This window comes from Flavobacterium sp. JLP (assembly GCF_015350755.1).
GTDB lineage: Bacteria > Bacteroidota > Bacteroidia > Flavobacteriales > Flavobacteriaceae > Flavobacterium.
This window is the reverse complement of record NZ_JADKPS010000002.1, coordinates 881,137-906,896: the sequence shown is the minus strand read 5'-3', so window position 1 is coordinate 906,896 and position 25,760 is coordinate 881,137. Positions and strand designations below refer to the sequence as shown.

The window sequence follows — 25,760 nt, the reverse complement described above, 5'->3', positions numbered from 1 at the left end:
TAAATTTTCTTAATAAATATTATTTCATAGCAACTTTAGCTACAACCGCCTTAGCTGTATCAATAACTGCTTTAACTGTATCTTTAATGGTACTATCTTTTGAAGCTTTAGCACCTTCAGCTGGTTTTTCAGCAGCCTTTGCAGCTTCAATATCCTGAGCTAAAGTTGTTTTTTCGCTTAACCATTTTTTATAATCTTCAGGAGTGTCAACAACAACTTTCATTTGCATATTGTAATGAGAAGCTCCACAAATTTTATTACATAATAATAAGTAATCAAATGTATAAGGATCTAAAGCCGTTCCTCCTTTTGCAACTAACTCAGCACTTTTTTCTGCTCTAAGTTTATTGATATGTGCTACTTTTTCAATCATAAAAGGCAACTCTCTATATTCAGCAGTTGTATAAGTAGGAATAAAAGCAAACTCAGTAACCATTCCAGGAACACAGTTCATCTGCGCTCTAAAGTGAGGCATATAAGCTGAGTGCAATACATCTTGAGAACGCATCTTGAAATGTATTTTTTTACCTTTTGGAATATGCAATTCAGAAACTATAATATCATCTTTAGAATTAGGATCTGACATATCAACTCCCAATGTATTTACACCTTCAATCAAACGTACATTTGCTTTTCCTAAAACATTTCCTTCCCCCGCATATCTAGCAGTCCATTTAAATTGTTGAGCGTACAATTCGATTTCAATAACATCTTCATCTTTATCAACAAACATGATATTATTCCAAGCATATAATCCATAAAGGATTAAACAAGCTAAAACTACAGATGGAATAATACTCCAGATTGCCTCTAATTTATTGCTATCAGCAAAGAATAATGCTTTTCTATCTTTATGACCTCGATTTTTAAAAGAAAACCAATATAATAAACCTTGTGTAATAACTTGAACTGTAAAAATTAAAACCCAAGTAATATTCATTAAGCTGTCTACTAAAAGTCCATGCTCAGAAGCTGGAGTATGAAGAGCTAAATTACCCCATTTTAGTAAACCGTAAATTGTAAAGATATAAATGAAAGCTAAAAAGCCAAACATAAAATATCCTTGAATATTATTATCATTATCTGATGCAACTTGAGAATCGTCCGAAGAAGATCCTACTTGAGTAAGATCAAATATCTTGGTCAATTGCCATAATGCAACTGCTAATAAAACTAAAACTATAATTACCAACAAACTTGTCATCTGTTTACTTCTTTAAATATTAATAATGAAAATGTTTACTTTCTTCAATGAAAGGATTTCTTTTTGCCAACAGAGGAGCTTTAGTTAATGCAGTAAATACAACAAAAATAAATAAACCTAAGAAGAAAAGAATAGACGCAATTTCAGGAACACCAATAAACCATTGATCTCCAACTGTACCAGGCATAATCATATTAAAGAAGTCAACATAGTGACCTAATAAGATAACAGTACCAGCCATTACAATAACCCAGCTAAGACGTTTGAAGTCTGTGTTGATTAATATTAGTAATGGAAAAACAAAGTTCATAACAACAGCACCAAAGAAAGGCAAGTTGTATAATTGAATTCTTGTTACAAAATAAGTTACCTCTTCTGGAATGTTAGCATACCAGATTAGCATAAATTGAGAAAACCATAAATAAGTCCAGAAAACACTTATACCAAACATAAATTTAGCTAAATCGTGAATGTGGCTTGTATTTACATATTCTAAATATCCTTTTGATTTCAAGTATATTGTTACTAACGCAATTGTAGTAATACCACTTACAAAGAAAGAAGCAAAAACATACCATCCAAACAAAGTACTGAACCAGTGTGGATCAATTGACATAATCCAATCCCAAGACATAATAGACTCAGAAACTATAAAGAATACTAAAAATCCAGCAGACAATTTAAAGTTCTTTTTGTAATTTAGATCATCATTAGCGTCATCTTGAGCTAAACAATTTTTTCTTGAAAAGTGACGATATAAATTCCATCCTAATAAAAAGATACCAGCTCTAACAATCCAAAATGGAAAGTTTAAATATCCGGCTTTACCAGCTATAATCTCATCGTAATTTGCACTTTTAGGATCAGTAACTCCCTCTCCTAACCATACAAAAATGTGATTAAAGTGTAATCCACAAAGAATTAATATAATAAAGAATATAACAGACGCTACTGGCAAATAAGCCGTAATCCCCTGCATAACTCTAAACAAAACTGGAGACCAACCTGCCTGAGCAACCTGTTGAATAGCATAAAATGCTAAAACTCCCATAGAAAGCAGTAAAAAGAAAATACACGCTACATATAACGCTGACCATGGCTTGTTTTGCAGTTGGTGCAAAACATGTTCTGCATGTGCTTTAGGGTCATGCTCATGAGAAGCTTCAGCATGGTTTTCTACTTTTGTATCATGCACAACTGCAGCTTCAGTTTGATGTGCTTCTTCAGATTTTACTTCATTAGTAATTTCTTCATTAGCAACAACTGAATCTTTACTTACAGCCTCTTCAACATTTGCATCTTTAGTTTCTTCATGATGAACTGCTTCAACATGTTGAATTGGTTCAGCTTTTTCCTCATGATGTGCCACAGTAGCCTCAACATGTCCTCCACCGTGCTCTGATGCTTCTTTTGCTAGAAGAGTTTCTACCTCTTCAATATTTTTAGGAGCAGTTAAAAAACCATATCCAATTCCTAATATACCAAGAGCCATTAGGATGATAGAAAAAGTTTTTAATTTACTTGAAAATGTATACATATCTATTACGATCAGTTTGTTCAACAATTATAATTGGCTTTTTAGTTTTAGAACATAGTCAGCAACTAACCAACGTTCATGGGCACTTAATTGATTTGCATGTGAACCCATTGCATTTAAACCATAAGTTTCTACGTGAAAAATACTTCCTTCAGTAATTACTCTGTCTTTATAGCTAGGTACTCCAAGAAATTTTTCTCTTTCCACCAATTTACCTTTACCATTACCAGCTGCACCATGACAACTAATACAATAAATTTCGAAAAGTTCTTTTCCTTTTCCAGAATTTCTATCTTCTTCACTCAAAGGTGATTTTAAATTAGCTTTAGCCAATTCATAACCTGCAGTCGAGTTTTCATATTCATAAGGTTCAAAACCTCTATTGATAGTTCCTTCTACAGGAAGCTGTCCTTCTTTTCCACCTTTAAATATTTTTGCTTCTGAATAAGTTTCATAACCTACAGACTCATACATATTAGGGAAATACTGATAGTTTGGTGCCGAATTATTGTGGCAAGATGAAACTAAAATAGTTATACCAACTAAAAGTGTTATTTTATATATCCTTTTCATAGCTACAATTAATTCTTTTCAATTACTTTAACTTCAACAGCTCCTGTACCTTCGAAAAAAGAAACTAGTTCTGCTTCGTTATCATTTACAGCAACTTCCATTAGAAAATGGTCATCTGTTGTTCTTACATCAGGATTTTCAGCTTGTTTAAATGGCCATAATCTACTTCTCATATAAAAAGTAATAACCATTAAGTGAGCAGCAAAAAATACAGTCATTTCAAACATAATCGGCACAAAAGAAGGCATATTCTGAATGAAACTAAAACTTGGTTTTCCACCTATATCCTGTGGCCAATCATGAATCATAATATAACTCATCATTGTTGTTGCAACAGAAATACCAACACATCCGTATAAAAAAGCACAAATTGCTAATCTTGTTGGTGCTAAACCCATAGCTTTATCCAATCCGTGAACTGGGAATGGAGTAAAAACCTCTTCAATATGATGATGAGCAGCTCTAGTTTTCTTTACTGCATCCATCAAAATATCATCGTCATTATAAATGGCGTATATTACTTTATTACTCATGATGTGAATCTTTATTTGCTCTTTCTCTAATGTAATTATCTCCTGTTCCTTTCAAAATTGTTTTTACCTCTGCCTGAGCAATTACTGGGAATGTTCTAGAGTATAATAAAAACAACACAAAGAAGAAACCAATTGTTCCAATGAAAATTCCAATATCAACAAATGTTGGTGAAAACATTGTCCAAGAAGATGGAAGGTAATCTCTATGCAAAGAAGTAACAATAATTACGAATCTTTCAAACCACATTCCGATGTTTACAACGATCGAAATAATAAATGAAAACATGATACTTGTTCTAAGTTTTTTAAACCACATAAATTGTGGAGAGAAAACGTTACAAGTCATCATTGACCAATATGCCCACCAGTAAGGTCCAGTAGCTCTGTTCAAGAACGCATATTGCTCATACTCTACACCTGAATACCAAGCTACAAACAACTCAGTGATGTAAGCAACACCAACAATAGAACCAGTAATCATAATAATGATATTCATTAATTCAATATGTTGAAGTGTAATATAAGCTTCCAGATTAGAAACTTTTCTCATTACGATCAACAATGTATTTACCATTGCAAATCCAGAGAATACCGCACCAGCAACGAAGTATGGAGGGAAAATTGTTGTATGCCATCCAGGAATTACAGAAGTAGCAAAGTCCATCGATACAATCGTGTGTACAGAAAGTACAAGCGGAGTAGCTAAACCAGCTAAGACCAAAGATACTTCTTCAAAACGTTGCCAATCTTTGGCTCTACCGCTCCATCCAAAACTTAAGATAGAATAAACTCTCTTATTAAATGGAGTTATAGCTCTATCACGAAGCATTGCGAAATCAGGCAATAAACCAGTCCACCAGAAAACTAATGATACTGAAAGATAAGTTGAGATTGCGAATACGTCCCAAAGCAATGGTGAGTTAAAGTTTACCCATAAAGATCCAAATTGATTTGGAATAGGTAAAACCCAGTATGCTAACCATGGACGTCCCATGTGAATAATTGGAAATAAACCTGCTTGAACTACAGAGAAAATAGTCATTGCTTCTGCAGAACGGTTAATAGCCATTCTCCAACGCTGACGGAAAAGTAATAATACCGCTGAAATCAAAGTTCCTGCGTGACCAATACCAACCCACCAAACAAAGTTCGTGATATCCCAAGCCCAACCAACTGTTTTATTTAATCCCCATGTTCCGATACCGGTAGATACGGTGTAAATTATACAACCTAACCCCCAAAGGAAGGCTATTAATGCGATTGAAAATACAATCCACCATTGTTTATTTGCAGGCCCTTCAACAGGTGCTGCCACATCTACAGTTACATCGTGATATGATTTATCACCTATAACTAAAGGTTTTCTAATGGGTGCTTCGTAGTGAGACGACATAATCCTTTATATTGTTTCTTATTAATAATTTTACTAAGTATTTCTAACTTTAACATGGTAAACCACGTTTGGTTTTGTTCCAACATGTTCTAACAAGTGATATGATCTCTCATCAGATGCTAATTTAGCAACTTTACTTCCAGAATCATTAACATCACCAAATATCATAGCTCCAGAAGAACAAGCATTTGAACAAGCTGTTTGAAATTCTCCGTCAGCAACTGGACGACCTTCATTTTTAGCTTTCAATTTAGTTGCTTGTGTCATTTGAATACACATAGAACATTTTTCCATAACTCCACGAGAACGAACGTTTACATCTGGATTTAACACCATACGACCTAAATCATCATTCATGTTATAATCGAACTCACTGTTTTTGTTATACAAGAACCAGTTAAAACGACGTACTTTATATGGACAGTTGTTTGCACAATAACGAGTACCAACACATCTATTATATGCCATGTGGTTTTGACCTTCACGACCGTGAGATGTTGCAGCAACAGGACAAACTGTTTCACATGGTGCGTGATTACAGTGCTGACACATTACTGGTTGGAATGCTACTTGTGGATTATCTCCAGGTTTCTCCATTTCATTAAATGTAGATAATGAACTCGATAAACCTGCAATATTTTCTTTTCTTTCATTATCACCTTCAAAGGTACTTTCAGAAGAATAATATCTATCAATACGCAACCAGTGCATATCACGGCTTCTTCTAACTTCTGCTTTACCAACAACAGGAACGTTGTTTTCAGCATGACAAGCAATAACACAAGCTCCACATCCAGTACAAGCATTTAAGTCTATAGAAAGATTAAAATGATGTCCAGTAGAACGATCAAATGACTCCCATAAATCGACTGTTGTAGCTTCAACTTCTTGATGATCTAAAGATACCATTGGCTTTTCATTCCAATGTTCTGCATCTTTAGTATTAAAAACTTCAAGAGTAGTTTCTTTAATAATATCTCCTCTACCCATCAACGTCTTCTGTCCTTGAACACAAGCAAACTCATGAACTCCATTTGCTTTTGCAATAGAAACGGATTGAACACTATTAAAGTTTTTATATAAAGCGTAAGCATTTAAACCTACTTGCATTTCTTCTTTTAAAGATGCCTTACGACCATAACCAACAGCTAAACCAACTGTACCAACAGCTTGTCCAGGCTGAACAATTACTGGAACATTTTCTAATTTAGATCCATCAGCAACAGTAATTGTAGCATAACTTCCGTTTAACCCTCCGTTTGCAACAATTTCATTTGATAACCCAAGTTTTTTAGCATCTGTATTAGAAACTGTAACATAGTTATCCCAAGAAACTCTCGTAATTGGATCAGGAAACTCCTGCAACCAAGGATTGTTTGCTTGTTGTCCATCACCCATACCAGTCTTAGTATATAATACTAATTCTAAATCTCCAGCTGCTGATCTTGATTTTGATAGCGAATTTGCGGCTCCAGCGAAATCATAAGATCCTCCAGCCAAAGCAGCAGAACCAGCAACAAAAACACCATCGTGCAAAACTTTATTCCAAGAAGAACCTGCTATAATTGAAGCTGAACTTCCTTTTAAATAATCATAAAAACTTCCAGGAGTACCATTTAACGATAATAAAACATCTTGAAATTGTTTTGTATTGAAAATTGGACGGATTGTTGGCTGAGTCAAACTATAAGTTCCTTTAGTAATCTCAACATCACCCCATGATTCTAAATAATGAGGCGCAGGAGCAGCAACTTTAACGATAGAAGCAGTTTCATCTTCTTTTAAAGAGAAAGCAACTGATGTTTCCACCTTTTTTAAACCAGAAACAAAAGAAGCTGAATCAGCTAAAGTATAAACTGGGTTAACTCCACTCATAATTAAAGTATGAACACTTCCAGCATTCATATCTTTTATTAATTGAGAAACAACAGCATTAGAACCTTTTCTAATCTGTCTTGTTCCAACAGTAGTAAAAGCCTCACTAGCTAATGCCTGATTAATAGCCAAAACTAATAATTGAGCATTTTTATCTTCAATTCCAGAAACCAAAACCCCTTTAGATCCAGCTGCTTTTAATTGTTGCGCAGCTTTAACAGCTTCCGCCTTATAAGCACCTTCTAAAGAAACAGGAACAGAAGCTCCGACAATAATATTATAAATTTGAACTAAAGCTTGTTTTTGATTAGCAGTAGTCATTGGAACACGTTTATCAGCAGCAGCTCCAGACAATGTCATGTTTGATTCAAACTGGAAGTGACGAGACATTTTTCCGTTTTGAGGAATACGTCCTTTAGCATATCCAGCATCGTAACCACCACCTTGCCAATCTCCCAAGAAATCAGCACCAACGGATACAATTAAAGAAGCTTTTGAAAAATCATAATCAACCAAAGCTCTTTCACCGTAAACTGTCTCAAATGCATCTAATGCGTCAGATGAAGAAACTGCATCATAAACAACATGTTTTGCATTTGGATTTTTAGCAATAAATTCGCCAATCAACTTTTCAGTAGAAGGACTTGCTAATGTATTTGTTAATAGTACTACCTGACCACCCTTAGCTTTCGCAGCTGTTAGACTTGATTTAATTTCCAAATCAACAGCAGACCAGCTAGTGTTTTTACCTTTTAATTTAGGTTCTTTCAAACGTCCACTGTCATACAAAGACAGTATAGATGCATGAATTCTAGCATTGGCTGAAAACTTAGCTCCAGAAATAGTGTTGTTATCAATTTTAATTGGACGACCCTCACGAGTTTTCACTAATAAGTTAGCAAAATCAAAACCATCAAAAACTGTAGTTGCATAATAATCCGCAACACCAGGAATGATTTGCTCTGGTTGTAACACATAAGGTATCGACTTGTGAACAGGACCTTCGCAGGCAGCAAGTGTAACAGCTGCTGTACTAAATCCTACGTACTTTAAAAAGTCACGACGTGAAGTTCCAGATGTAGCTAAAGCATCTGCATTTCCTAAGAATTCTTCTGTAGGAATTTCCTCAACAAATTCGTTATTTCTAAGCGCCTCAACAATAGAACTATTTTCTAGTTCTTCAACACTTTTCCAGTATTTTTTGTTTGATGACATTGTATATAAATATTAAAATCTTAATAATTCGATTAATAGTGGCATTTACCGCATTCTAAACCTCCCATTTGCGCTGCAGTTAATTTCTCTACACCGTATTTTTTAGAAAGTTCAGCATGAATTTTATCATAATATGCATTTCCTTCCATCTTAACATCTGTTTTTCTATGGCAATCAATACACCATCCCATTGTTAATTTAGAGTATTGCTTCATGATTTCAAATTCCTGCACTGGACCGTGACAAGTTTGACATTCAACTCCAGCAACAGAAACGTGTTGTGAGTGATTAAAATACACAAAGTCAGGCAAGTTATGAATACGAACCCATTTTACAGGCTGTGTTTTTCCAGTATAAGCTTGTTTTGTCTTATCCCATCCAACAGCATCATATAATTTTTGAATCTGTGCATCGTAAAATGCTTTGCTATACTCAGCAGTAGCAGTAGTTTCAGCAACCTCAGAAATGTTTTTATGGCAGTTCATACAAACATTTAATGATGGAATACCGGCATTTTTACTTACACGAGCGGCAGAGTGACAATATTTACAATTGATCTCGTTATCTCCAGCGTGAATTTTGTGAGAATAGTGAATTGGCTGAATTGGCTCATAGTTTTGATCTACACCAACCTGCATTAAAAATCCATACACAAAATAACCGCTTGCCAAAAGCAAAAATATAGAAGTAACCAACACTAAGAATTGGTTCTTAGCAAAAGCTTTCCAGATTGGAGTTCTAGCTTCTCTAGGAGCAACTACAATACCATTGTTACCAGCAACTTTAGTTAACACTTTGTTCACCATGAACAACATAACAACTAAAATAGCCATTACAAGAGCAAGAGCACCTAAAATAATATTATTTGAAATTCCACCACCCTCAACATTAGTTCCCGGAGGAGCAGCAGAACCACCACCTTGCGCTACCGCAGGCTCAGCTTTTACTTCAGAAGTATACGCGATAATATTATCAATATCCCCTTCAGATAATTGAGGAAAAGCAGTCATTACAGACTTGTTGTTTTCTTCAAAAAGTTTAACAGCAACAGGGTCACCTGATTTAATTACTTCAGAACTGTTGTGAACCCACTTGTAGATCCAAGCCATTTCATGCTTAGCAGCAACTCCCCTTAAAGCAGGACCTGTTGATTTAGCATCTAATTTGTGACATGCAGCACAATTTGCATTAAAAAGTTCTTTCCCTTTTACTGGATCACCACCTGCAGTTGCAGCCGGAGCAGCAGCTTCAGGCGCCGCCGGAGCAGCAGCAGCATCTTGAGCAAATGAAGTTAGGGAGAAAATCAGCGTTAGCGATAAGCTAAGCAGCAATTTTCTTGAGATCGAATTATGGTTACCCACCTTTTTCATATAGTATAATAATTATCTACTAATTTTTGGTATGATTTTTACTGTAGTAAATCAGTAAAAAACGAACACCTTCTTTTAAAACTTGCACAAAAATACGACTTATGAACTATTCTCAAAACCTTAAAATAGTCTTAAATATCAATTTATATCAATTCTAAATAATATTAAAATTTTCCACACAAACTTTAAATACTATTTTTGCATAAAAACCATCACATTATGAGAATTTTAACCCCTTCAAAAAGAGTTTTATTAACATTATCAATGTTTGCTTTAGCATACAATATTCATGCACAGGACCAAAATTTAACACTAAATCAAGATCCTAAATTTGAACAGTTACTGAATGACAAACGTAAAATTAACACATCAATAAGTACAAATGACACTTATAGAATTCAAATTTTTAGCGGAAAAAGCGAAGAAGCAAAAAAAACGCTGGCAGATTTTAAAAGAGAATATACAAATATTGACGGCACAATAATTTTCAATACACCAAATTATAAAGTTATGGTTGGAAATTTCAAAACACGAATAGAAGCAGAAAAAAATTTAGCGGAAATAAAAAATAGATACAAAAATGTCTTTTTAATTAAACCGGGCAGATAAAAAATATATGAGCATAAAAAAAGCGAGATTAAAATCTCGCTTTTTTTATGCTCAAAACAACACAATTTTACGCTTACAAATTCAAAAATAATTAATAATTCAATGAATACTCCGTTCTTTCTCCTATACAAAAAAACCAAATTATTAACGCCATAAAAACTCACTTCAGTTGTTATAAAAATTGTAAATTTAGCTAGCTAATATCATTTTTCTATTTGCCAAAAAACCTATTTTTCGTTGTAATTTCATCCGTATATTACCTATATCACTATTCCTAATGACATTTTAAGTTGTCAAATCAAACGAAAAATAAAACTGATGAGTTCACTGCTAACAAAATGTTTAAAACAGCAAAAAGTCCCAATTTTCATCAGGACTTGTTTTTATCTTTTATCAATTTCTAGTTAGATTTTAGCTGTATCTAATTTACTACTTTAATTCCATTAGCTAAAAAACGAATTTCTTCTTTAGGCGAAGTAATTGAATCAATTTCTGCCTTTGTTTTTTTAGCATCTTTCGCATAATGCTGTAACTCTTCAACAGAGGTAATTTTCTTTTCAGCATTGCCTTCTAAAACTACATTTTTTCCCTTTAATGCAGTGGGAACAAAAAAAGCGTAGTCTTTCATTTTTACAAAAAAGGGAGAACCATCTTCTGTTTTAATTGTTAACCAGCAACCTCTTTTCTCACAAACATCGGTAACCATTCCTTTTACCGCAATATTTTCAGCTTTCTTTGAACTTTCTAATTCTTTTTCTAGCTTCTCTACCGAGATTGCCTTAACCTCAGAGGCTTTAGAAACATCTGCTCCATAATAATCCCCTACTATAGCATTTCCTGCAGGAGGGGAAGGTTTTTCTACTGCTTCTTGCGAAAAAGACAATGTAGAGACTCCTAAAGAAAAAAGGGCCGAGTATATTAATAGTTTCATATTCAAATATTTTTTATCAAAATTAAAATTAAAATTTGAAATAAAGGAAATAATTTGAGTGTTAATTGAAGACTATAATTTAAGGCCATAAAAAAAGTCCCAATTTTCATTGGGACTTTAGAATATATTTATTGAATATTATTTCAATTTCTTTTTGATTGCAACTTCATGGTATGCTTCAATAACATCTCTTTCTTCAATGTCATTGTAACCTTTAATTTGAATACCACAATCATAACCTTTAGAAACTTCTTTAACATCATCTTTGAAACGTTTCAATGCTACAAGCTCACCTGTATGCACTACTACTCCTTCTCTAATAACTCTAATTTTAGAAGTTCTCATGATTTTACCATCCATCACCATACAACCTGCGATTGAACCCACTTTAGAAATTTTGAAAATCTCACGAATTTCAGCAGTTCCTAAAATTTCTTCTTTCATCTCTGGAGCTAACATTCCTTCCATTGCATCTTTCAAGTCATCAATAGCTGCGTAGATAATAGAATAGTAACGGATATCGATTTCTTCTTTATCAGCAAGCTGTCTTGCATTTCCAGCAGGACGAACGTTAAATCCGATAATGATTGCATCAGAAGCAGAAGCCAACATAACGTCAGTTTCAGTAATTGCTCCAACACCTTTATGAATGATATTAATTTGAATTTCTTCAGTAGAAAGTTTAGAGAACGAATCTGATAATGCTTCAACAGATCCATCAACGTCTCCTTTAAGGATTACGTTTAATTCTTTAAACTGACCAAGAGCGATACGACGGCCAATTTCATCAAGGGTAATATGTCTTTGTGTACGTACAGATTGTTCACGCATTAATTGAGAACGTTTAGATGCAATTTGTTTTGCCTCTTTTTCATCTTCAAAAACGTTAAACTTATCACCTGCAGTTGCTGCACCATCTAAACCTAAAACTGATACTGGAGTCGAAGGGCCTGCCTCTTTAACAATATGTCCTCTTTCATCATGCATGGCTTTAATTTTTCCATGATGTTTTCCAGCCAACATATAATCTCCAACTTTTAATGTTCCATGTTGAACTAAAATCGTTGATACATATCCTTTTCCTTTATCCAAGAATGCCTCTACAACAGTTCCTTGTGCCGCTTTATTTGGATTTGATTTTAAATCTAAGATTTCAGCTTCTAATAAAACTTTCTCTAATAATTCTTTAACGCCTGTTCCAACTTTTGCAGAAATATCATGTGACTGAATTTTTCCACCCCAATCTTCAACAAGCAAGTTCATACTAGCCAAACGCTCTTTGATTTTTTCAACATTCGCATTTGGTTTATCAATTTTATTGATTGCAAATATAATTGGCACTCCCGCAGCTTGTGCGTGAGAAATTGCTTCTTTAGTTTGTGGCATGATATCATCATCAGCCGCTACTACGATAATAGCAATATCTGTAACTTGAGCTCCACGTGCACGCATTGCGGTAAACGCCTCGTGACCTGGTGTATCTAAGAATGCGATTTTTTGACCGTTATCTAAAGTTACTCCGTAAGCTCCAATGTGTTGTGTAATACCTCCAGACTCACCAGCGATAACATTTTCTTTACGAATATAATCCAATAAAGATGTTTTACCGTGATCGACGTGACCCATTACAGTTACAATCGGTGCTCTAACTACTAAATCTTCCTCTTTATCTTCAACTACTTCAATAGCTTCTTCGATATCAACAGTGATAAATTCAACTTCGTAACCAAACTCGTCAGCTACAATAGTTAATGTTTCAGCATCTAAACGTTGGTTCATGGTAACCATGATACCAAGAGACATACAAGTTCCAATTACTTTAGTAATCGGCACATCCATCATAATTGCAATTTCACCTACAGTAACAAATTCAGTAACCTTAATAGTTTTACTTCCTTCATCAATTGCTCTTTGCTCTTCATCAGATTTCTGACGGTGCGTATCTCTTTTATCTCTTCTGTATTTAGCAGCTTTAGATTTCCCACCTTTACCTTGAAGTTTTTCAAGAGTTTCTCTAATTTGGTTTTTTACTTCCTCTTCAGTAGGCTCAACTTTTGCTACAATTGCAGGACGGTTTCCTTTTACAAAACCAGGTCTTGCACTTCTGTTAGCGTTAAAACCTCCACCACCAGTATTTGGTGTAATTTTATTAGGATTCGGAGTTCCCGGTGCAGTGCCTGCAGCAGGTTTTGGTGCTCCTGGAGCTCCTGGTTTAGGCGCAATTCTTTTACGCTTGTTTTTGTTAGCGTTATTATTTGCACCTGGAGTTCCTGGTTTATTAGGTGTTATTTTTGGATCTTCTTTCTTTTTCTTAGGCTTATTAAATTGAGATAAATCAATTGTTTGCCCTGTAAGAGTAGTTCCAGATAATTTTTGATATTGAGTCGTAATTGTTTCCTCAGCAGTTGAAGGATCTGTTGAGACTACAGGCTCTTGTGCTGCTTTTGGTGCCGAAGCTTCAGGATTAGCTTTTACTTCTTTTTTCTCTGTAATAATAGGCTTTTCTACCTTTTTCTCTTCAGAAACTACAGGAGCAACTGGCTCAGGCTGTACAACTTCTTTTTGAACAGGTTTTTCTGGTTGAGTTGGAGTAACAACTGCTTTTGGTTCTTCAGCTTTTGCTGGTTCCTCAGAAGGAGTAGAAACAACTGCTGGTTTCTTCGGATTTAAATCAATTTTACCAACTTGAACAGGTCCTGTTACAACAGCTCTCGCTTTTATAATTTCTTGCTGTTTTTGGCGCTCTTCGTCTTGTCTGCGTTTGTCTTCAATTTCTTTCTCACGTTCAACACGTAATGCTTCTTTTTCTTTTCTTTTCTCTTCTCCTACCTCTTTAGAAGCTTCCTTATTCCCCTTATCGCCCGCAAATTGGCTTTGTAGGATATTAAATTCGCTATCAGAAATTTTAGCATTTGGATTTGCATCAATGGCAATTCCCTTATCTTTTAGATAATCAACAGCTCTTTCTAACGAAATATTTAATTCCCTTAAAACCTTGTTTATTCTTATTACTCTCTCTTCAGACATATAACCTTTTTATTATTACCTTTTTCGTTGTGTTGTTAGAGCAGATTACTAGCTATCAAACTCTTCTTTTAGTATTTTCATAACATCAAGAATTGTTTCCTCTTCTAAATCTGTTCTTCTTACTAAATCTTCTACTTCTTGTTTCAAGATACTTCTAGCCGTATCTAAACCAATTTTTGCAAATTCTTCAATAACCCAGTCTTCGATTTCATCTGAAAACTCAGTTAATTCAACGTCATCATCTTCGCCACTAGCAACATCACCTTCTCTGATAACATCTAGCTCGTAACCTGTCAATTGACCTGCTAATTTAATATTATGACCACCTCTACCAATTGCTTTAGAAACTTCTTCTAATTTCAAGAAAACTTCCGCTCTTTTATTTTCTTCATCAATTTTGATTGAAGAAACTTTTGCAGGGCTTAATGCTCTTGTAATAAACAATTGAATATTGCTTGTATAGTTGATTACGTCAATATTTTCGTTTCCTAATTCACGAACAATTCCGTGAATACGAGATCCTTTCATACCCACACAAGCTCCAACAGGATCAATTCTATCATCATAAGAATCTACCGCTACTTTTGCTTTTTCACCAGGAATACGCACTACATTTTTAACTGTAATCAATCCGTCGAATACTTCAGGAATTTCTTGTTCAAATAATTTCTCTAAAAACTTCTCAGAAGTTCTAGACATAATAATTTGAGGTTTATTTCCTTTTAATTCAACGCTTTCAATGATTCCGCGAACATTATCTCCTTTACGGAAAAAGTCAGACGGAATTTGTTTTTCTTTCGGAAGCACAATCTCATTTCCTTCATCATCAACCAAGATAACTACTCTAGGACGCACGTGATGTACTTCTGCAGTATAAATATCACCGATAATATCTTTAAATTGCTTATAAAGATTTGTATTATCGTGTTCGTGAATTTTAGATATTAAGTTTTGACGCAAAGCCAAAATAGCTCTTCTTCCTAAGTCAATTAATTTAACTTCTTCAGAAACTTCTTCACCAATTTCAAAATCCGCTTCGATCATTCTTGCTTCAGTCAAGGTAATTTCTTCGTTCTCAAAATCTAGATCTTCATCAGCAACGATTACTCTTCTTCTCCAAATCTCCATATCTCCTTTATCAGGATTTATGATAATGTCGAAGTTATCATCAGAACCGTATTTTTTCTTTAATGCATTTCTAAACACGTCCTCTAAAATTGCCATAAGCGTTACACGATCAATAAGTTTATTATCTTTAAACTCTGAGAATGAATCGATTAATGCTAAATTTTCCATGCGAATTCTTTAATTAAAATGTTACTGTAACAATTGCCTCTTTAATTTCTGTATAAGGTATTTGTTGCTCTTTTTGAACTGTTTCTTTTCCTTTTCCTACTTTTTTCGGTTCTCTTGCTGTCCAAGACAAAATTATAAAAACATCGTTAGCTTCTACTAATTCTGCTTCAATTTTTTCAGTATTTGTTGTAACAATCAACGTTCTACCAATATTTTTAATGTATTGTCTTGTAAATTTCAATGGAGAACCTACTCCTACCGATGCCACTTCAAGCGAAAAATCCTGCTCTTCACGATCCAGATTATTCTCGATTGCACGACTAATATCAATACAATCCTGCAACGCCACTCCATTATCACCGTCTAAACCAACACTAATTTTAAAAGAATCTGAAATTGCCAAATCAATCAAAAAGATTGAAGGCTTTTCCAGAAGAGCTTCTGTAATTAATCCGTTTACTTTTTCTTTAAATGTCATAATTTTATAAAAAGAGGGGACACTTAGTCCCCTCATTATTTAGATTTTAATAAATAACGGTGCAAATATAGTGTTTTTTTTATAAATCAAAATAAATAGATTGCTCTAAAAATATTTCTTATCTTTATAGGAGCATTGAAATAACGGATTATTCATGTTTAACCCTTAAAATTATGAAACGAATTTTAGTACCTACCGACTTCTCAGAACATGCAGAAGACGCTTTAAAAGTTGCCGCACAGATTGCTAAAAAAAATGATTCAGAAATCATTATCCTGCACATGCTAGAACTGCCTCACCAAAGCAATGATGCGATAATGGGCGGTACAAGCATCCCCGAGACCATGCTTTTTATGAAAAAAGCCAACGAAATGCTGGACGAAGTAGCCGCAAAGCCTTATTTAGACGGCATTCCTGTTACTGAAGTCGTAAAAATGGACAAACCAATTCACGGCATTTCACAAGTAAGCAAAGATTATGAAATTGATTTGATCGTAATGGGATCGCATGGCTCTTCAGGTATAGAAGAACTTCTTATCGGATCTAACACTGAAAAAGTGGTTCGCAATTCTGAAATTCCCGTTTTAATTATTAAAAAAGAAATTTCAAATTTTAATGCAAGCAGTATTGTTTTCGCATCTGATTTTTCAGAAGAAACGAAAAAACCTTTTGAAAAACTTTTAAATTTCACCAATTTTTTCGGCTCAAAACTTCATTTGGTAACGATTTGCACCCCAAACAGCTTTAAACCAACGCATGTTATCGAAAATGCAATGAATGAATTTGTTGCCGAATTTAATGTTACCAATTATTCAACACACATTTACAACGACACAAATATTGAAAAAGGAATTATTAATTTTACGAACAGTGTAAATGCAGATATTATTGGAATGTGTACTCACGGAAGAACTGGATTTGCTCACTTCTTTAACGGAAGTATTAGTGAAGGATTAGTAAACCACGCGGTAAAACCTGTTATCACTTTTAAAATTTAAATACCAAAATATATGAATTAAAAATACTTTCTAAATAGTTTATTTTACAAAAAAGCTTCTCAATGAGAAGCTTTTTTCATATAAAATTCGATCCTAAAAATGAGCTTTTCAACAAAGTTATTTTGAGCTTTTCAACAAAGCTTACCCTCCTATTAATTCAGAAATTTGTCAAATAAAAATTCATAAAACACGATAACATGAAAACAATAGACAAAATTTACATTGACGGAGAATTTGTAAAACCAAAAGGAACAGCATATTTTGATCTTATAAGCCCAACAACAAATGAAAAACTCGGAAAAGTTCTTTTAGGAAATGAAGAAGACACACAAAATGCGATAAATGCTGCCAAAAAAGCTTTTAAGACTTTTTCTAAAACAACTGCCGCTGAAAGAATTCAATACCTTGAAAATATTCAAAATTCTATCAAAAAAAGAAAAAACGATTTTATCAATGTAATGGTTGAAGAATATGGCGGAACATTTCAGTTTGCATCTGTAAGCTATGAATATATGCTTAAGAGTTTTGACTCGGCAATTAACTTATTAAACAATTACGAATTTACCAAAAAAATGGGCGAATCAGAAGTTCAAATGACACCAATTGGCGTAGTTGGAATTATTATTCCTTGGAATTCAAGCAACGGTTTTATATGCAGTAAATTATCTACTGCTATAGTTGCTGGATGCACAACGGTAATAAAGCCAAGTGAAATGAGTGCACAGCAAACACAATTAATTACCGAATGTTTGCACGAAGCTGGTTTACCTAAAGGTGTTTTTAATATTGTTAACGGTTTAGGGGAAATAGTTGGAGCTGAAATAAGCCGTAATCCTCATATTGCCAAAATTTCATTTACAGGATCAACAACTGTTGGAAAGATGATCGCAAAAGAAGCTGTCAACACGATGAAACGCGTTACACTGGAGCTTGGAGGAAAATCACCAAATATTATTTTAGAAGATGCTGATTTATCAAAAGCAATTCCGCTGGCAATAATGGCTGCGTACATGAATAGCGGCCAGGCATGTATAGCAGGAACAAGATTATTAGTTCCAGAAAACAAATTAGAGGAAGTTAAATTATTAATTAAAGAAGTTGTTTTGAATACAGTTGTTGGCGATCCTAAAAATCAAAATACCGCAATTGGACCTATGGTCAGCCAAAAACAATATGAAAGAGTTCAAAATTACATTCAGATTGGAATATCCGAAGGGGCAGAAATACTGACAGGTGGTTTAGGAAAACCAGCAGGACTAGAAAACGGGAATTTTGTAAAACCAACTGTTTTTATAAATGTAAACAACCAAATGCGCATCGCTAGAGAAGAAATATTTGGCCCTGTTTTATCTATCATTACTTATAAAACAGAAGAAGAAGCGATTGAAATTGCCAACGACACCTCATACGGATTACAGGCTTATGTAAGTTCTGCTGATGAAAAACGAGCTCACAATATCGCTTCCCAAATTAGCGCAGGACGCGTTCAGATAAACGGAATTGGCCATGATCCGATGGCTCCTTTTGGCGGATTTAAACAATCAGGAATAGGAAGAGAATTCGGCGTTTTAGGACTTGAAGCTTATCTTGAACCAAAAGCATTAATTCAATAAACCAAACTCAGATCCAGAAATCTTTAAAAAGAGATTTTCTGGATCTTTTTGTAACTTTACACTATGACAGCAATTTCTAACATAAAACCCAAAATACTCTACTCCTGTTATTATGCAAGAAGCCGCGAAGGCGAGCATTTTATACCGGAACATGTTTTTAGCTATCAAATTTCAGGAGAAATGACAGCTTCTGACAGCAAAAACACCTATTGCTCAAAAGCAGGAGATTTTCGTTTTAGCAAAAGAAATCATTTGGCTAAATTTATTAAAATTCCGCCAGATGGAGGCGAATTCAAAACCATATCTCTTTTTTTGGATCAAGAAATTTTACGCGAAATAAGCGCTGAATACGATTTTAAAATCAACAAAAAGCAAGATTCAGAAGCCATGATTACACTGACTCCAAATCCGTTATATAAGTCCTTTATGGATTCTCTAATATCCTATCTCGAAGTCGAACAAGAAAATAACGAAACTTTATTTAATTTAAAAATAAAAGAAGCCGTACATCTTTTACTTAAAGTAAATCCAGAATTAAAAGATATTTTGTTTGATTTTAATGAACCAGGCAAAATTGATCTGGAAGCTTTTATGAATAAAAATTTTCATTTTAATGTGCAAATGCATCGTTTTGCCTATTTAACAGGAAGAAGTTTGGCGACATTTAAAAGAGATTTTCAAAAAGTATTTCAGCAAACACCTGGCAAATGGCTATTAAACAAACGCTTGCAGGAAGCCTATTATCTCCTAAAACAAGGAAAATCACCATCAGAAGTTTATATTGGAGTTGGCTTTGAAGACTTGTCTCACTTTTCATTTTCATTTAAAAAGAAATTTGGAGTGGTTCCGTCGTCGTTACTTTCAAATAATCGTTTGGCAAGATAAATCACTTTCGGTGATTACCCACAAATAAAAGCAACTTTAAATTTATCGCATAAAAAAAGCCTCTCAATTGAGAGGCTTTTTATGTTGGTCTACTAGGACTCGAACCTAGAAAGACTGCACCAAAAACAGTTGTGTTACCATTACACCATAGACCAGCAGTGCGGTTAAGCGAGTGCAAATTTAAAGCTTTTTTTAGTTTGCGCAAACTTTTTGATAAAAAAATTTGATTTTTTTTCATTTTTTTTTCTTCCAAATCTGTAATGTTGTCGCAAGTATTTCACAAACAATAGGTTACTTTTATCAAATAGTTTTGTAGAATTTTATGTTAATGCTCGTTTCTTTACACAAAAAAACATTTTCTTTGTAGAATAGAAAACATATAAAATTTTAACACCTAAATATGGCACAATTCAATTTCAATAAATGGAATACAATTATTGGTTGGTTTGCATTTGCAATCGCTTTAACTACTTACACACTTACTGTCGAACCTACAATGAGCTTCTGGGATTGTGGCGAATACATTGCTACAGCCGCTAAATTAGAAGTTGGCCACCCGCCGGGAGCACCTTTATTCCAAATGATGGGAGCTTTTTTCGCCATGTTTGCCATTGATAAAGAGAATGTTGCCGTCATGGTAAATATGATGTCTGTTTTTTCTAGCGCTTTTACAATTTTGTTTTTATTCTGGTCGTCATCGATTGTCTTGAAAAAGATTGTAGCTCGTTTTGCTGAAATTAATAAAGACAATTCAATTGTAATTTTAGGAAGTTCTTTTGTTGGAGCTCTTGCTTATACTTTCTCAGACAGTTTCTGGTTTAATGCTGTTGAAGCAGAAGTTTACGCAATGGCATCTTTGTTAATTGCATTGCTTTTCTGGCTTGGTCTTCGTTGGGAGCAAGATATGGACAAGCCTAAAGGGAATAAGTGGCTATTAATCATTTCACTTGTTGTCGGGCTTTCATTTGGAGTTCACTTTATGGCATTGTTAACGATTCCTGCAATTGGTTTTCTATATTATTTTAAACACTACGAAAAAGTTACTATTAAAAATTTCATCATCGCAAATGCTGTAGTAATTGCTATTTTGTTGTTTATTTTTAAATTGCTTTTACCATTAACTATGGCATTTTTTGGTAAAACCGAAGTTTTTATGGTAAACGACATGGGATTGCCTTTTAACTCAGGAACTATTTTTGTAGCATTAGTTTTTATTGCTTTCTTTTATTTTGGATTAAAATATACCAAACAAAAAGGATTGGTTTTTTACAACACTATTATCCTTTGTATTTTATTCATTCTGATTGGTTTTTCTACCTGGATGATGCTGCCAGTTCGTGCAAATGCAAATACTGTAATTAACGAGAACAAACCATCTGACGCAACAGAAGTTCTAGCGTATTACAATCGTGAACAATACGGAGTAAATCCTTTGTTTTACGGACCTCAATACACTGAAGTTTTTGCTGGTCTTGACGAAAAAACACCGTATTTAGATAAAAAACCTAACTACGAAAGAGATTATAAAACAGGTAAATATATCATTACCAACAATTATAAAAACGCAGAACAAAATTCTGATGATAATCAAAAAACAGTTTTGCCAAGAATGTGGAGTACTGAAACTGGCCATATTCAAAACTATATAAGCTTTACAAATCCACCAAATTTTAAAATCAACCCTGATTACAATTACGAAGATGATTTGGCTAAATACGGAATCGATGCAAGCCAATTAAGCGAAGATGAATACAATAAAGCAACAGCTCAATTGAGAAATGAGGTTGAAAAAACAGTTTCTGAATTCAGAAAGGCGTATGCTCAAAAACAAATCGACAATGAAGGTTATGTTAAATTTTTAAAAAGTTATGGAGAATATTTAATTATAGAAAAACCATCAACTGTAGATAATTTCAGTTTTATGTTCGAGTATCAATTCGGATACATGTATTGGAGATATTTGATGTGGAATTTTGTCGGACGCCAAAGTGATGTTCAAGGAAAATATGACAACTTAGACGGAAACTGGATCAGCGGTATCAAACCTCTGGATTCGCTTCATTTAGGTTCTCAAGATAATTTACCATCAGATGTTTTAAACAACAAAGGACGAAATGTTTACTTTTTCCTTCCTTTTATCCTAGGTTTAATCGGATTAATGTATCACGCAAATAAAGACCTTAAAAGTTTTTATGTGCTTTTAGCTTTGTTCTTATTTACCGGAATTGCATTGAAAATCTACTTAAACGAAAGGCCTTTTGAACCTCGCGAAAGAGATTATGCACTGGTAGGATCATTTTATGTATTTGCCATCTGGATAGGTTTTGGAGTTTACTCATTATACGAAAGCATTCAAAAATACATTGCTCCAAAAATTGCAGGACCTGTTATTATTGCCGCAAGTTTATTAGCTGCTCCTATTTTAATGGCATCTCAAAACTGGGATGATCACGACAGATCGAACCGATATACCGCGGTTGCAATGGCTAAAGCATATTTGAATTCGTGCGATAAAAATGCCATTTTATTTACCATTGGTGACAATGACACCTTCCCGCTCTGGTATGCGCAAGAAATTGAGCACATTAGAACAGATGTTAAGATCGTAAATACAAGCTTATTTATGACAGATTGGTATATCGACCAAATGAAGTCGAAAGCATACGAATCTGACCCATTGCCGATCTCTTTTGTACACGATGAATATGTGGGGGATAAATTAGATTATGTAGCGTATATTCAAAAAATTGACACACGTTGGAACATTAATGATTTTATCAGTTTTATCAAAAACCCTAAATCAACTGTTGGACTTCAAAACGGGCAAACAATCCATTTTTATCCAACAAATAAAATTAGAGTTCCTGTCGACAAAAACATCATTATTAAAAACAAAGTTGTTAATGCAAGATACAACGATTCTATCGTTCCTTACATGGATATCGACATCAAAGGAAGTGCATTATACAAAAACCGTTTAATGATGCTGGATATCTTGGCTAATAACAATTGGAAAAGACCAATCTATTTTAGCGGTGGAGCTTTTGATGATGAAGATTATTTATGGCTAAAAGATTACCTGCAATTGGATGGAATGGTTTACAAATTGGTTCCGATAAAAAATACACCTTCAAAAGATGGCGGACCAATGGATATGGGGCAAATTGACGCCGATAAAATGTACGATATTGTAATGAAATGGGATTGGGGAAATAGCGAAAGTGATAAGATTTATCATGATCCTGAAACCAGAAGAAACAGCATTACATACCGCACAAACCTTTCTCGCTTAATGGATCAGCTTATTGTTGAAGGTAAAATTGACAAAGCTAAAAATGTAATCAATTTAGCGATGACAAAACTGCCATTGGATAAATACGGATATTACTCATTAGTAGAACCTTTTGCAAATGGATATTATAAAGTTGGAGAAACTGCAAAAGCACACGATTTACTTAACAAGTTAGTTGGAAAATACAAAGAAAACCTGAACTATTATGCAACGTTGACTCCAGGCGACCAAACTGATCTTGCAATTGATATCATTACAGATATTGAGCGTTACAGAAGCCTTTTACAAGTTATGGATCATAATAACGATAAAGCATTCTATGAAAAACAAAAAGTAACTTTTAATACTTACGTAAATGTTTTCGAGCGCTTTGGCCGTGAAAAAGAATAATATACGAAAAATATACTTATTAAAAAAATGCAGCGCTGTTAGTTAAATAGCGCTGCATTTTTTAATTTTACAGTATTGCTAAATCATTTTAAAATGAGCTTTTATTGGGTAAAAACAAATTCATTTATAAAAAGGGTATTTTCGAAGTACTGTTGGGATATTCCGAACAAGGAAAAGAAAATTTACCTCACTTTTGATGATGGCCCAACTCCAGAAGTTACAGATTGGGTATTATCTGAATTAAAAAAATTCGACGCAAAAGCAACCTTTTTCTGCATTGGAAAAAACATAAATGCAAACTCATCCCTGTTTGAAAAACTGATAGCAGAAGGACATTCTATAGGCAACCATACCATGAATCATATAAACGGATGGAAAAGCCAAACAAATGATTATATAGAAAATGTAAAAAATTGCGCCAGCATTTTAGCAAACGACAAAAAATTAAACGGATTATTATTTCGTCCTCCTTACGGAAAGATAAAAAAAGCACAATCTAAGATTTTGCGAAATCTAGGGTATAAAATTGTAATGTGGGATGTTTTAAGTGCCGACTTCGATCAATCGATAACACCAGAAAAATGTCTTGAAAATGTTACTAAAAATGTAACATCAGGAAGTGTAATTGTTTTCCATGACAGTATAAAAGCATCGCAAAACTTAAAATTTGCGTTACCTAAAACTTTGCACTTTTTAAAAGAGAATGGATATGCTTTTGATGTTATTCATTAACATCAAAAAAGAAGTCATTTATTGATTCGTAAACTGCTCTTGAACAATTCCGATAATAGTATTAGCATCAAGTTCTCCAGATTGCCTCCAGATCATTTGCCCTTCTTTATAAATCATTAAAGTAGGAAGTCCTTTTATACGCAGTGCCTCGGCCAGTTCTTGATTTTTATCTACATCAATTTTAATCACCTTCGCTTTATCGCCTAGCGCGGCCGCAACATCCTTAATAACAGGATGCATCGATACAGATGATTCGTTCCAATCGGTGTAAAAATCAATTAACACTGGAACTTGAGCATTTATAAGTTCTCCAAATTTTGACATAAAACCAAAAATTTAATTCTTTTTTAATCTGTTAAAAAGAGGTAATTATATACAAATGTAGCATTTTTAACGAATTAAGCCACATTGTTGCCTTTTTTTAGTTCAATGACTGTAATTTCTGGCATAATACCAACTCGACCAGGATAAGCATGAAAACCAAAGCCTCGGTTTACATACACATATCGGCCCGCAGTTTCATATAATCCAGCCCATTGCTTGTAAATGTATTGTGCCAAACTCCATTTAAAATAGCCTGGAATTTCAATTCCAAACTGCATCCCGTGCGTATGGCCCGCTAAAGTCAAATGAAAGTTTTTAGGATGATCTTTAATCTCAGCATCCCAATGACTTGGATCGTGACTCATTAAGACTTTAAAATCGTCCTGAGCAACATTTTGCGAAGCTTTATTCAAATCACCAGCTTTCTTGAAGTTTACGCCCCAATTCTCTACTCCAATCAAAGCTATTTTATCATCGCCTTTTTGAATATAAGTATGTTCGTTCAGCAAAAGCTTAAATCCAATTTGACCGTATAGCTTCTTAATATCTTGAAAATTCTCGTCTTTTTGTTTTTCAGAAGGCCATGTAACATATTCTCCGTAATCATGATTTCCTAAAACGGAGAACTTTCCGTATTTATAATCTTTAATTCTGTTAAATGTTTCCAGCCAAGGATGCATTTCTTTTGCATGTGTGTTTACAATATCCCCGGTAAACAAAATCATGTCTGCTTCTTGTTTATTGATCAAGTCGATAGCGTAATTTATCTTTTCTGGATTATCAAAACTGCCACTGTGAACATCAGAAATTTGAGTGATTCTAAACCCATCAAAAGCATCTGGCAAATCAGGAAAGAAAACAGTTTGCTTGATGACTTTAAAATTATATTTCCCTTCAAAAATCCCATAAATCAAAGACAAAAAAGGCACTGCCGCTAATCCCAATGCGATTTGACTAATAAATCTTCTTCGGTCCGGCATCATTTCTTTTCTGGGAGTATTATAAATAAAATAATTTAAGATACTTGCCCCTATTCTAAAAATATCTTCTCCAAATAAAATAAGCGTAATTACAATTTTCGGCACATAAACCAACAGCATCAATCCTGTTGTAAACATGAATTGTCTGGTCTGTCCAACTGAACGATCAATTTGCGAAAAAGAATAAATTATAAAGATTAAAATAAGTAAACTTATAACTTGGTAACTGATCAAAACCCATCTTAACTTGATTAAAGTTCGAAAAGCTTGATAAGAATAGAACTCAATAAATAGAAAAAGAGCACAAAGAATTATAAAACGAATGATCATTATTTACAGTTTTAAGCAAAGTAACAAAGAATGAAAATTTTATAGCTTTTTATTATCAAAAATTTAACTCAAATAATAGCAAAAAGCTGATAGATTTCTCTACCAGCTTTTTCTCTACCAAATTTTTTAAAACCTTTTATAATCCATAATTAAGTTTGCCTAAACAAACTATGCT

19 protein-coding genes and 1 tRNA gene are annotated in these 25,760 nt (G+C 33.9%); 6 read left to right on the top strand and 14 right to left on the bottom strand.

Features of this window, described 5'->3' with window-relative positions:
* Positions 1–19: 19 nt before the first annotated feature.
* The 7 genes from IRZ83_RS09310 to IRZ83_RS09280 are packed head-to-tail and all read right to left on the bottom strand — an operon-like array spanning position 20 to position 9,700.
* A complete protein-coding gene (locus IRZ83_RS09310) occupies positions 20–1,204 on the bottom strand; it encodes a cytochrome c oxidase subunit II (RefSeq protein WP_194568271.1) in 1,185 nt (394 codons plus the stop codon).
* 19 nt (positions 1,205–1,223) lie between these two features.
* On the bottom strand, positions 1,224–2,741 hold the full coding sequence (locus IRZ83_RS09305) for a quinol:cytochrome C oxidoreductase (protein ID WP_194568269.1): 1,518 nt from the start codon (positions 2,739–2,741) through the stop codon (positions 1,224–1,226).
* Positions 2,742–2,768: 27 nt separating this feature from the next.
* On the bottom strand, positions 2,769–3,314 hold the full coding sequence (locus tag IRZ83_RS09300; RefSeq protein WP_029271971.1) for a c-type cytochrome: 546 nt from the start codon (positions 3,312–3,314) through the stop codon (positions 2,769–2,771).
* A gap of 8 nt (positions 3,315–3,322) precedes the next feature.
* Positions 3,323–3,847: a DUF3341 domain-containing protein gene (locus IRZ83_RS09295; RefSeq protein ID WP_025572651.1), complete on the bottom strand. Its 525-nt coding sequence runs from the start codon at positions 3,845–3,847 to the stop codon at positions 3,323–3,325.
* Complete coding sequence (gene nrfD / locus IRZ83_RS09290; RefSeq protein ID WP_042566279.1) at positions 3,840–5,240, bottom strand: NrfD/PsrC family molybdoenzyme membrane anchor subunit; 1,401 nt, start codon at positions 5,238–5,240, stop codon at positions 3,840–3,842. Before nrfD ends, IRZ83_RS09295 begins: the two co-directional genes overlap by 8 nt.
* A gap of 33 nt (positions 5,241–5,273) precedes the next feature.
* On the bottom strand, positions 5,274–8,330 hold the full coding sequence (locus IRZ83_RS09285; protein WP_194568267.1) for a TAT-variant-translocated molybdopterin oxidoreductase: 3,057 nt from the start codon (positions 8,328–8,330) through the stop codon (positions 5,274–5,276).
* A 32-nt stretch (positions 8,331–8,362) separates the two neighbouring features.
* Positions 8,363–9,700, bottom strand: a complete 1,338-nt coding sequence (locus tag IRZ83_RS09280) for a c-type cytochrome (RefSeq protein ID WP_194568259.1) — start codon at positions 9,698–9,700, stop codon at positions 8,363–8,365.
* 219 nt (positions 9,701–9,919) lie between these two features.
* Between IRZ83_RS09280 and IRZ83_RS09275 the strand changes: the two genes are divergently transcribed.
* Positions 9,920–10,309, top strand: a complete 390-nt coding sequence (locus IRZ83_RS09275; protein WP_194568258.1) for an SPOR domain-containing protein — start codon at positions 9,920–9,922, stop codon at positions 10,307–10,309.
* 421 nt (positions 10,310–10,730) lie between these two features.
* Here IRZ83_RS09275 and IRZ83_RS09270 read toward each other — a convergent pair whose 3' ends face one another.
* From IRZ83_RS09270 to rimP, 4 genes are all read right to left on the bottom strand, one after another.
* A complete protein-coding gene (locus IRZ83_RS09270; RefSeq protein WP_194568257.1) occupies positions 10,731–11,240 on the bottom strand; it encodes a DUF4920 domain-containing protein in 510 nt (169 codons plus the stop codon).
* A 138-nt stretch (positions 11,241–11,378) separates the two neighbouring features.
* Complete coding sequence (gene infB / locus IRZ83_RS09265; protein ID WP_194568256.1) at positions 11,379–14,267, bottom strand: translation initiation factor IF-2; 2,889 nt, start codon at positions 14,265–14,267, stop codon at positions 11,379–11,381.
* A gap of 48 nt (positions 14,268–14,315) precedes the next feature.
* Complete coding sequence (nusA, locus tag IRZ83_RS09260; RefSeq protein WP_029271964.1) at positions 14,316–15,563, bottom strand: transcription termination factor NusA; 1,248 nt, start codon at positions 15,561–15,563, stop codon at positions 14,316–14,318.
* 13 nt (positions 15,564–15,576) lie between these two features.
* On the bottom strand, positions 15,577–16,041 hold the full coding sequence (gene rimP, locus IRZ83_RS09255; RefSeq protein ID WP_029271963.1) for a ribosome assembly cofactor RimP: 465 nt from the start codon (positions 16,039–16,041) through the stop codon (positions 15,577–15,579).
* Between the two features lie 173 nt (positions 16,042–16,214).
* On the opposite strand from rimP, the gene IRZ83_RS09250 reads away from it, so the two are divergent.
* From IRZ83_RS09250 to IRZ83_RS09240, 3 genes are all read left to right on the top strand, one after another.
* Positions 16,215–17,039 (top strand): universal stress protein, encoded by an 825-nt coding sequence (locus IRZ83_RS09250; protein WP_194568255.1) that lies wholly within the window; start codon positions 16,215–16,217, stop codon positions 17,037–17,039.
* Between the two features lie 197 nt (positions 17,040–17,236).
* Positions 17,237–18,652 carry an aldehyde dehydrogenase family protein gene (locus tag IRZ83_RS09245; protein WP_194568254.1) on the top strand — a complete coding sequence of 472 codons (1,416 nt, stop codon included), beginning with the start codon at positions 17,237–17,239 and terminating at the stop codon, positions 18,650–18,652.
* Between the two features lie 63 nt (positions 18,653–18,715).
* Positions 18,716–19,537: a helix-turn-helix domain-containing protein gene (locus IRZ83_RS09240; RefSeq protein WP_194568253.1), complete on the top strand. Its 822-nt coding sequence runs from the start codon at positions 18,716–18,718 to the stop codon at positions 19,535–19,537.
* An 84-nt stretch (positions 19,538–19,621) separates the two neighbouring features.
* On the opposite strand, the gene IRZ83_RS09235 is transcribed toward IRZ83_RS09240, so the two are convergent.
* A tRNA-Gln gene (locus IRZ83_RS09235) sits at positions 19,622–19,692 on the bottom strand.
* Between the two features lie 245 nt (positions 19,693–19,937).
* Between IRZ83_RS09235 and IRZ83_RS09230 the strand changes: the two genes are divergently transcribed.
* Together IRZ83_RS09230 and IRZ83_RS09225 are read left to right on the top strand one after the other, a co-directional pair.
* The gene (locus IRZ83_RS09230; protein ID WP_194568251.1) at positions 19,938–23,219 is read left to right on the top strand and encodes a DUF2723 domain-containing protein; all 3,282 of its coding nucleotides are present in this window, start codon (positions 19,938–19,940) and stop codon (positions 23,217–23,219) included.
* A 93-nt stretch (positions 23,220–23,312) separates the two neighbouring features.
* Entirely contained in the window at positions 23,313–23,951 is a 639-nt protein-coding gene (locus IRZ83_RS09225) for a polysaccharide deacetylase family protein (protein ID WP_029271958.1), read from the top strand.
* Positions 23,952–23,969: 18 nt separating this feature from the next.
* Here IRZ83_RS09225 and IRZ83_RS09220 read toward each other — a convergent pair whose 3' ends face one another.
* Both IRZ83_RS09220 and IRZ83_RS09215 read right to left on the bottom strand, forming a co-directional pair.
* Entirely contained in the window at positions 23,970–24,275 is a 306-nt protein-coding gene (locus tag IRZ83_RS09220; RefSeq protein WP_029271957.1) for a thioredoxin family protein, read from the bottom strand.
* 74 nt (positions 24,276–24,349) lie between these two features.
* Positions 24,350–25,585 carry a metallophosphoesterase gene (locus IRZ83_RS09215; RefSeq protein WP_029271956.1) on the bottom strand — a complete coding sequence of 412 codons (1,236 nt, stop codon included), beginning with the start codon at positions 25,583–25,585 and terminating at the stop codon, positions 24,350–24,352.
* Positions 25,586–25,760: the final 175 nt, after the last annotated feature.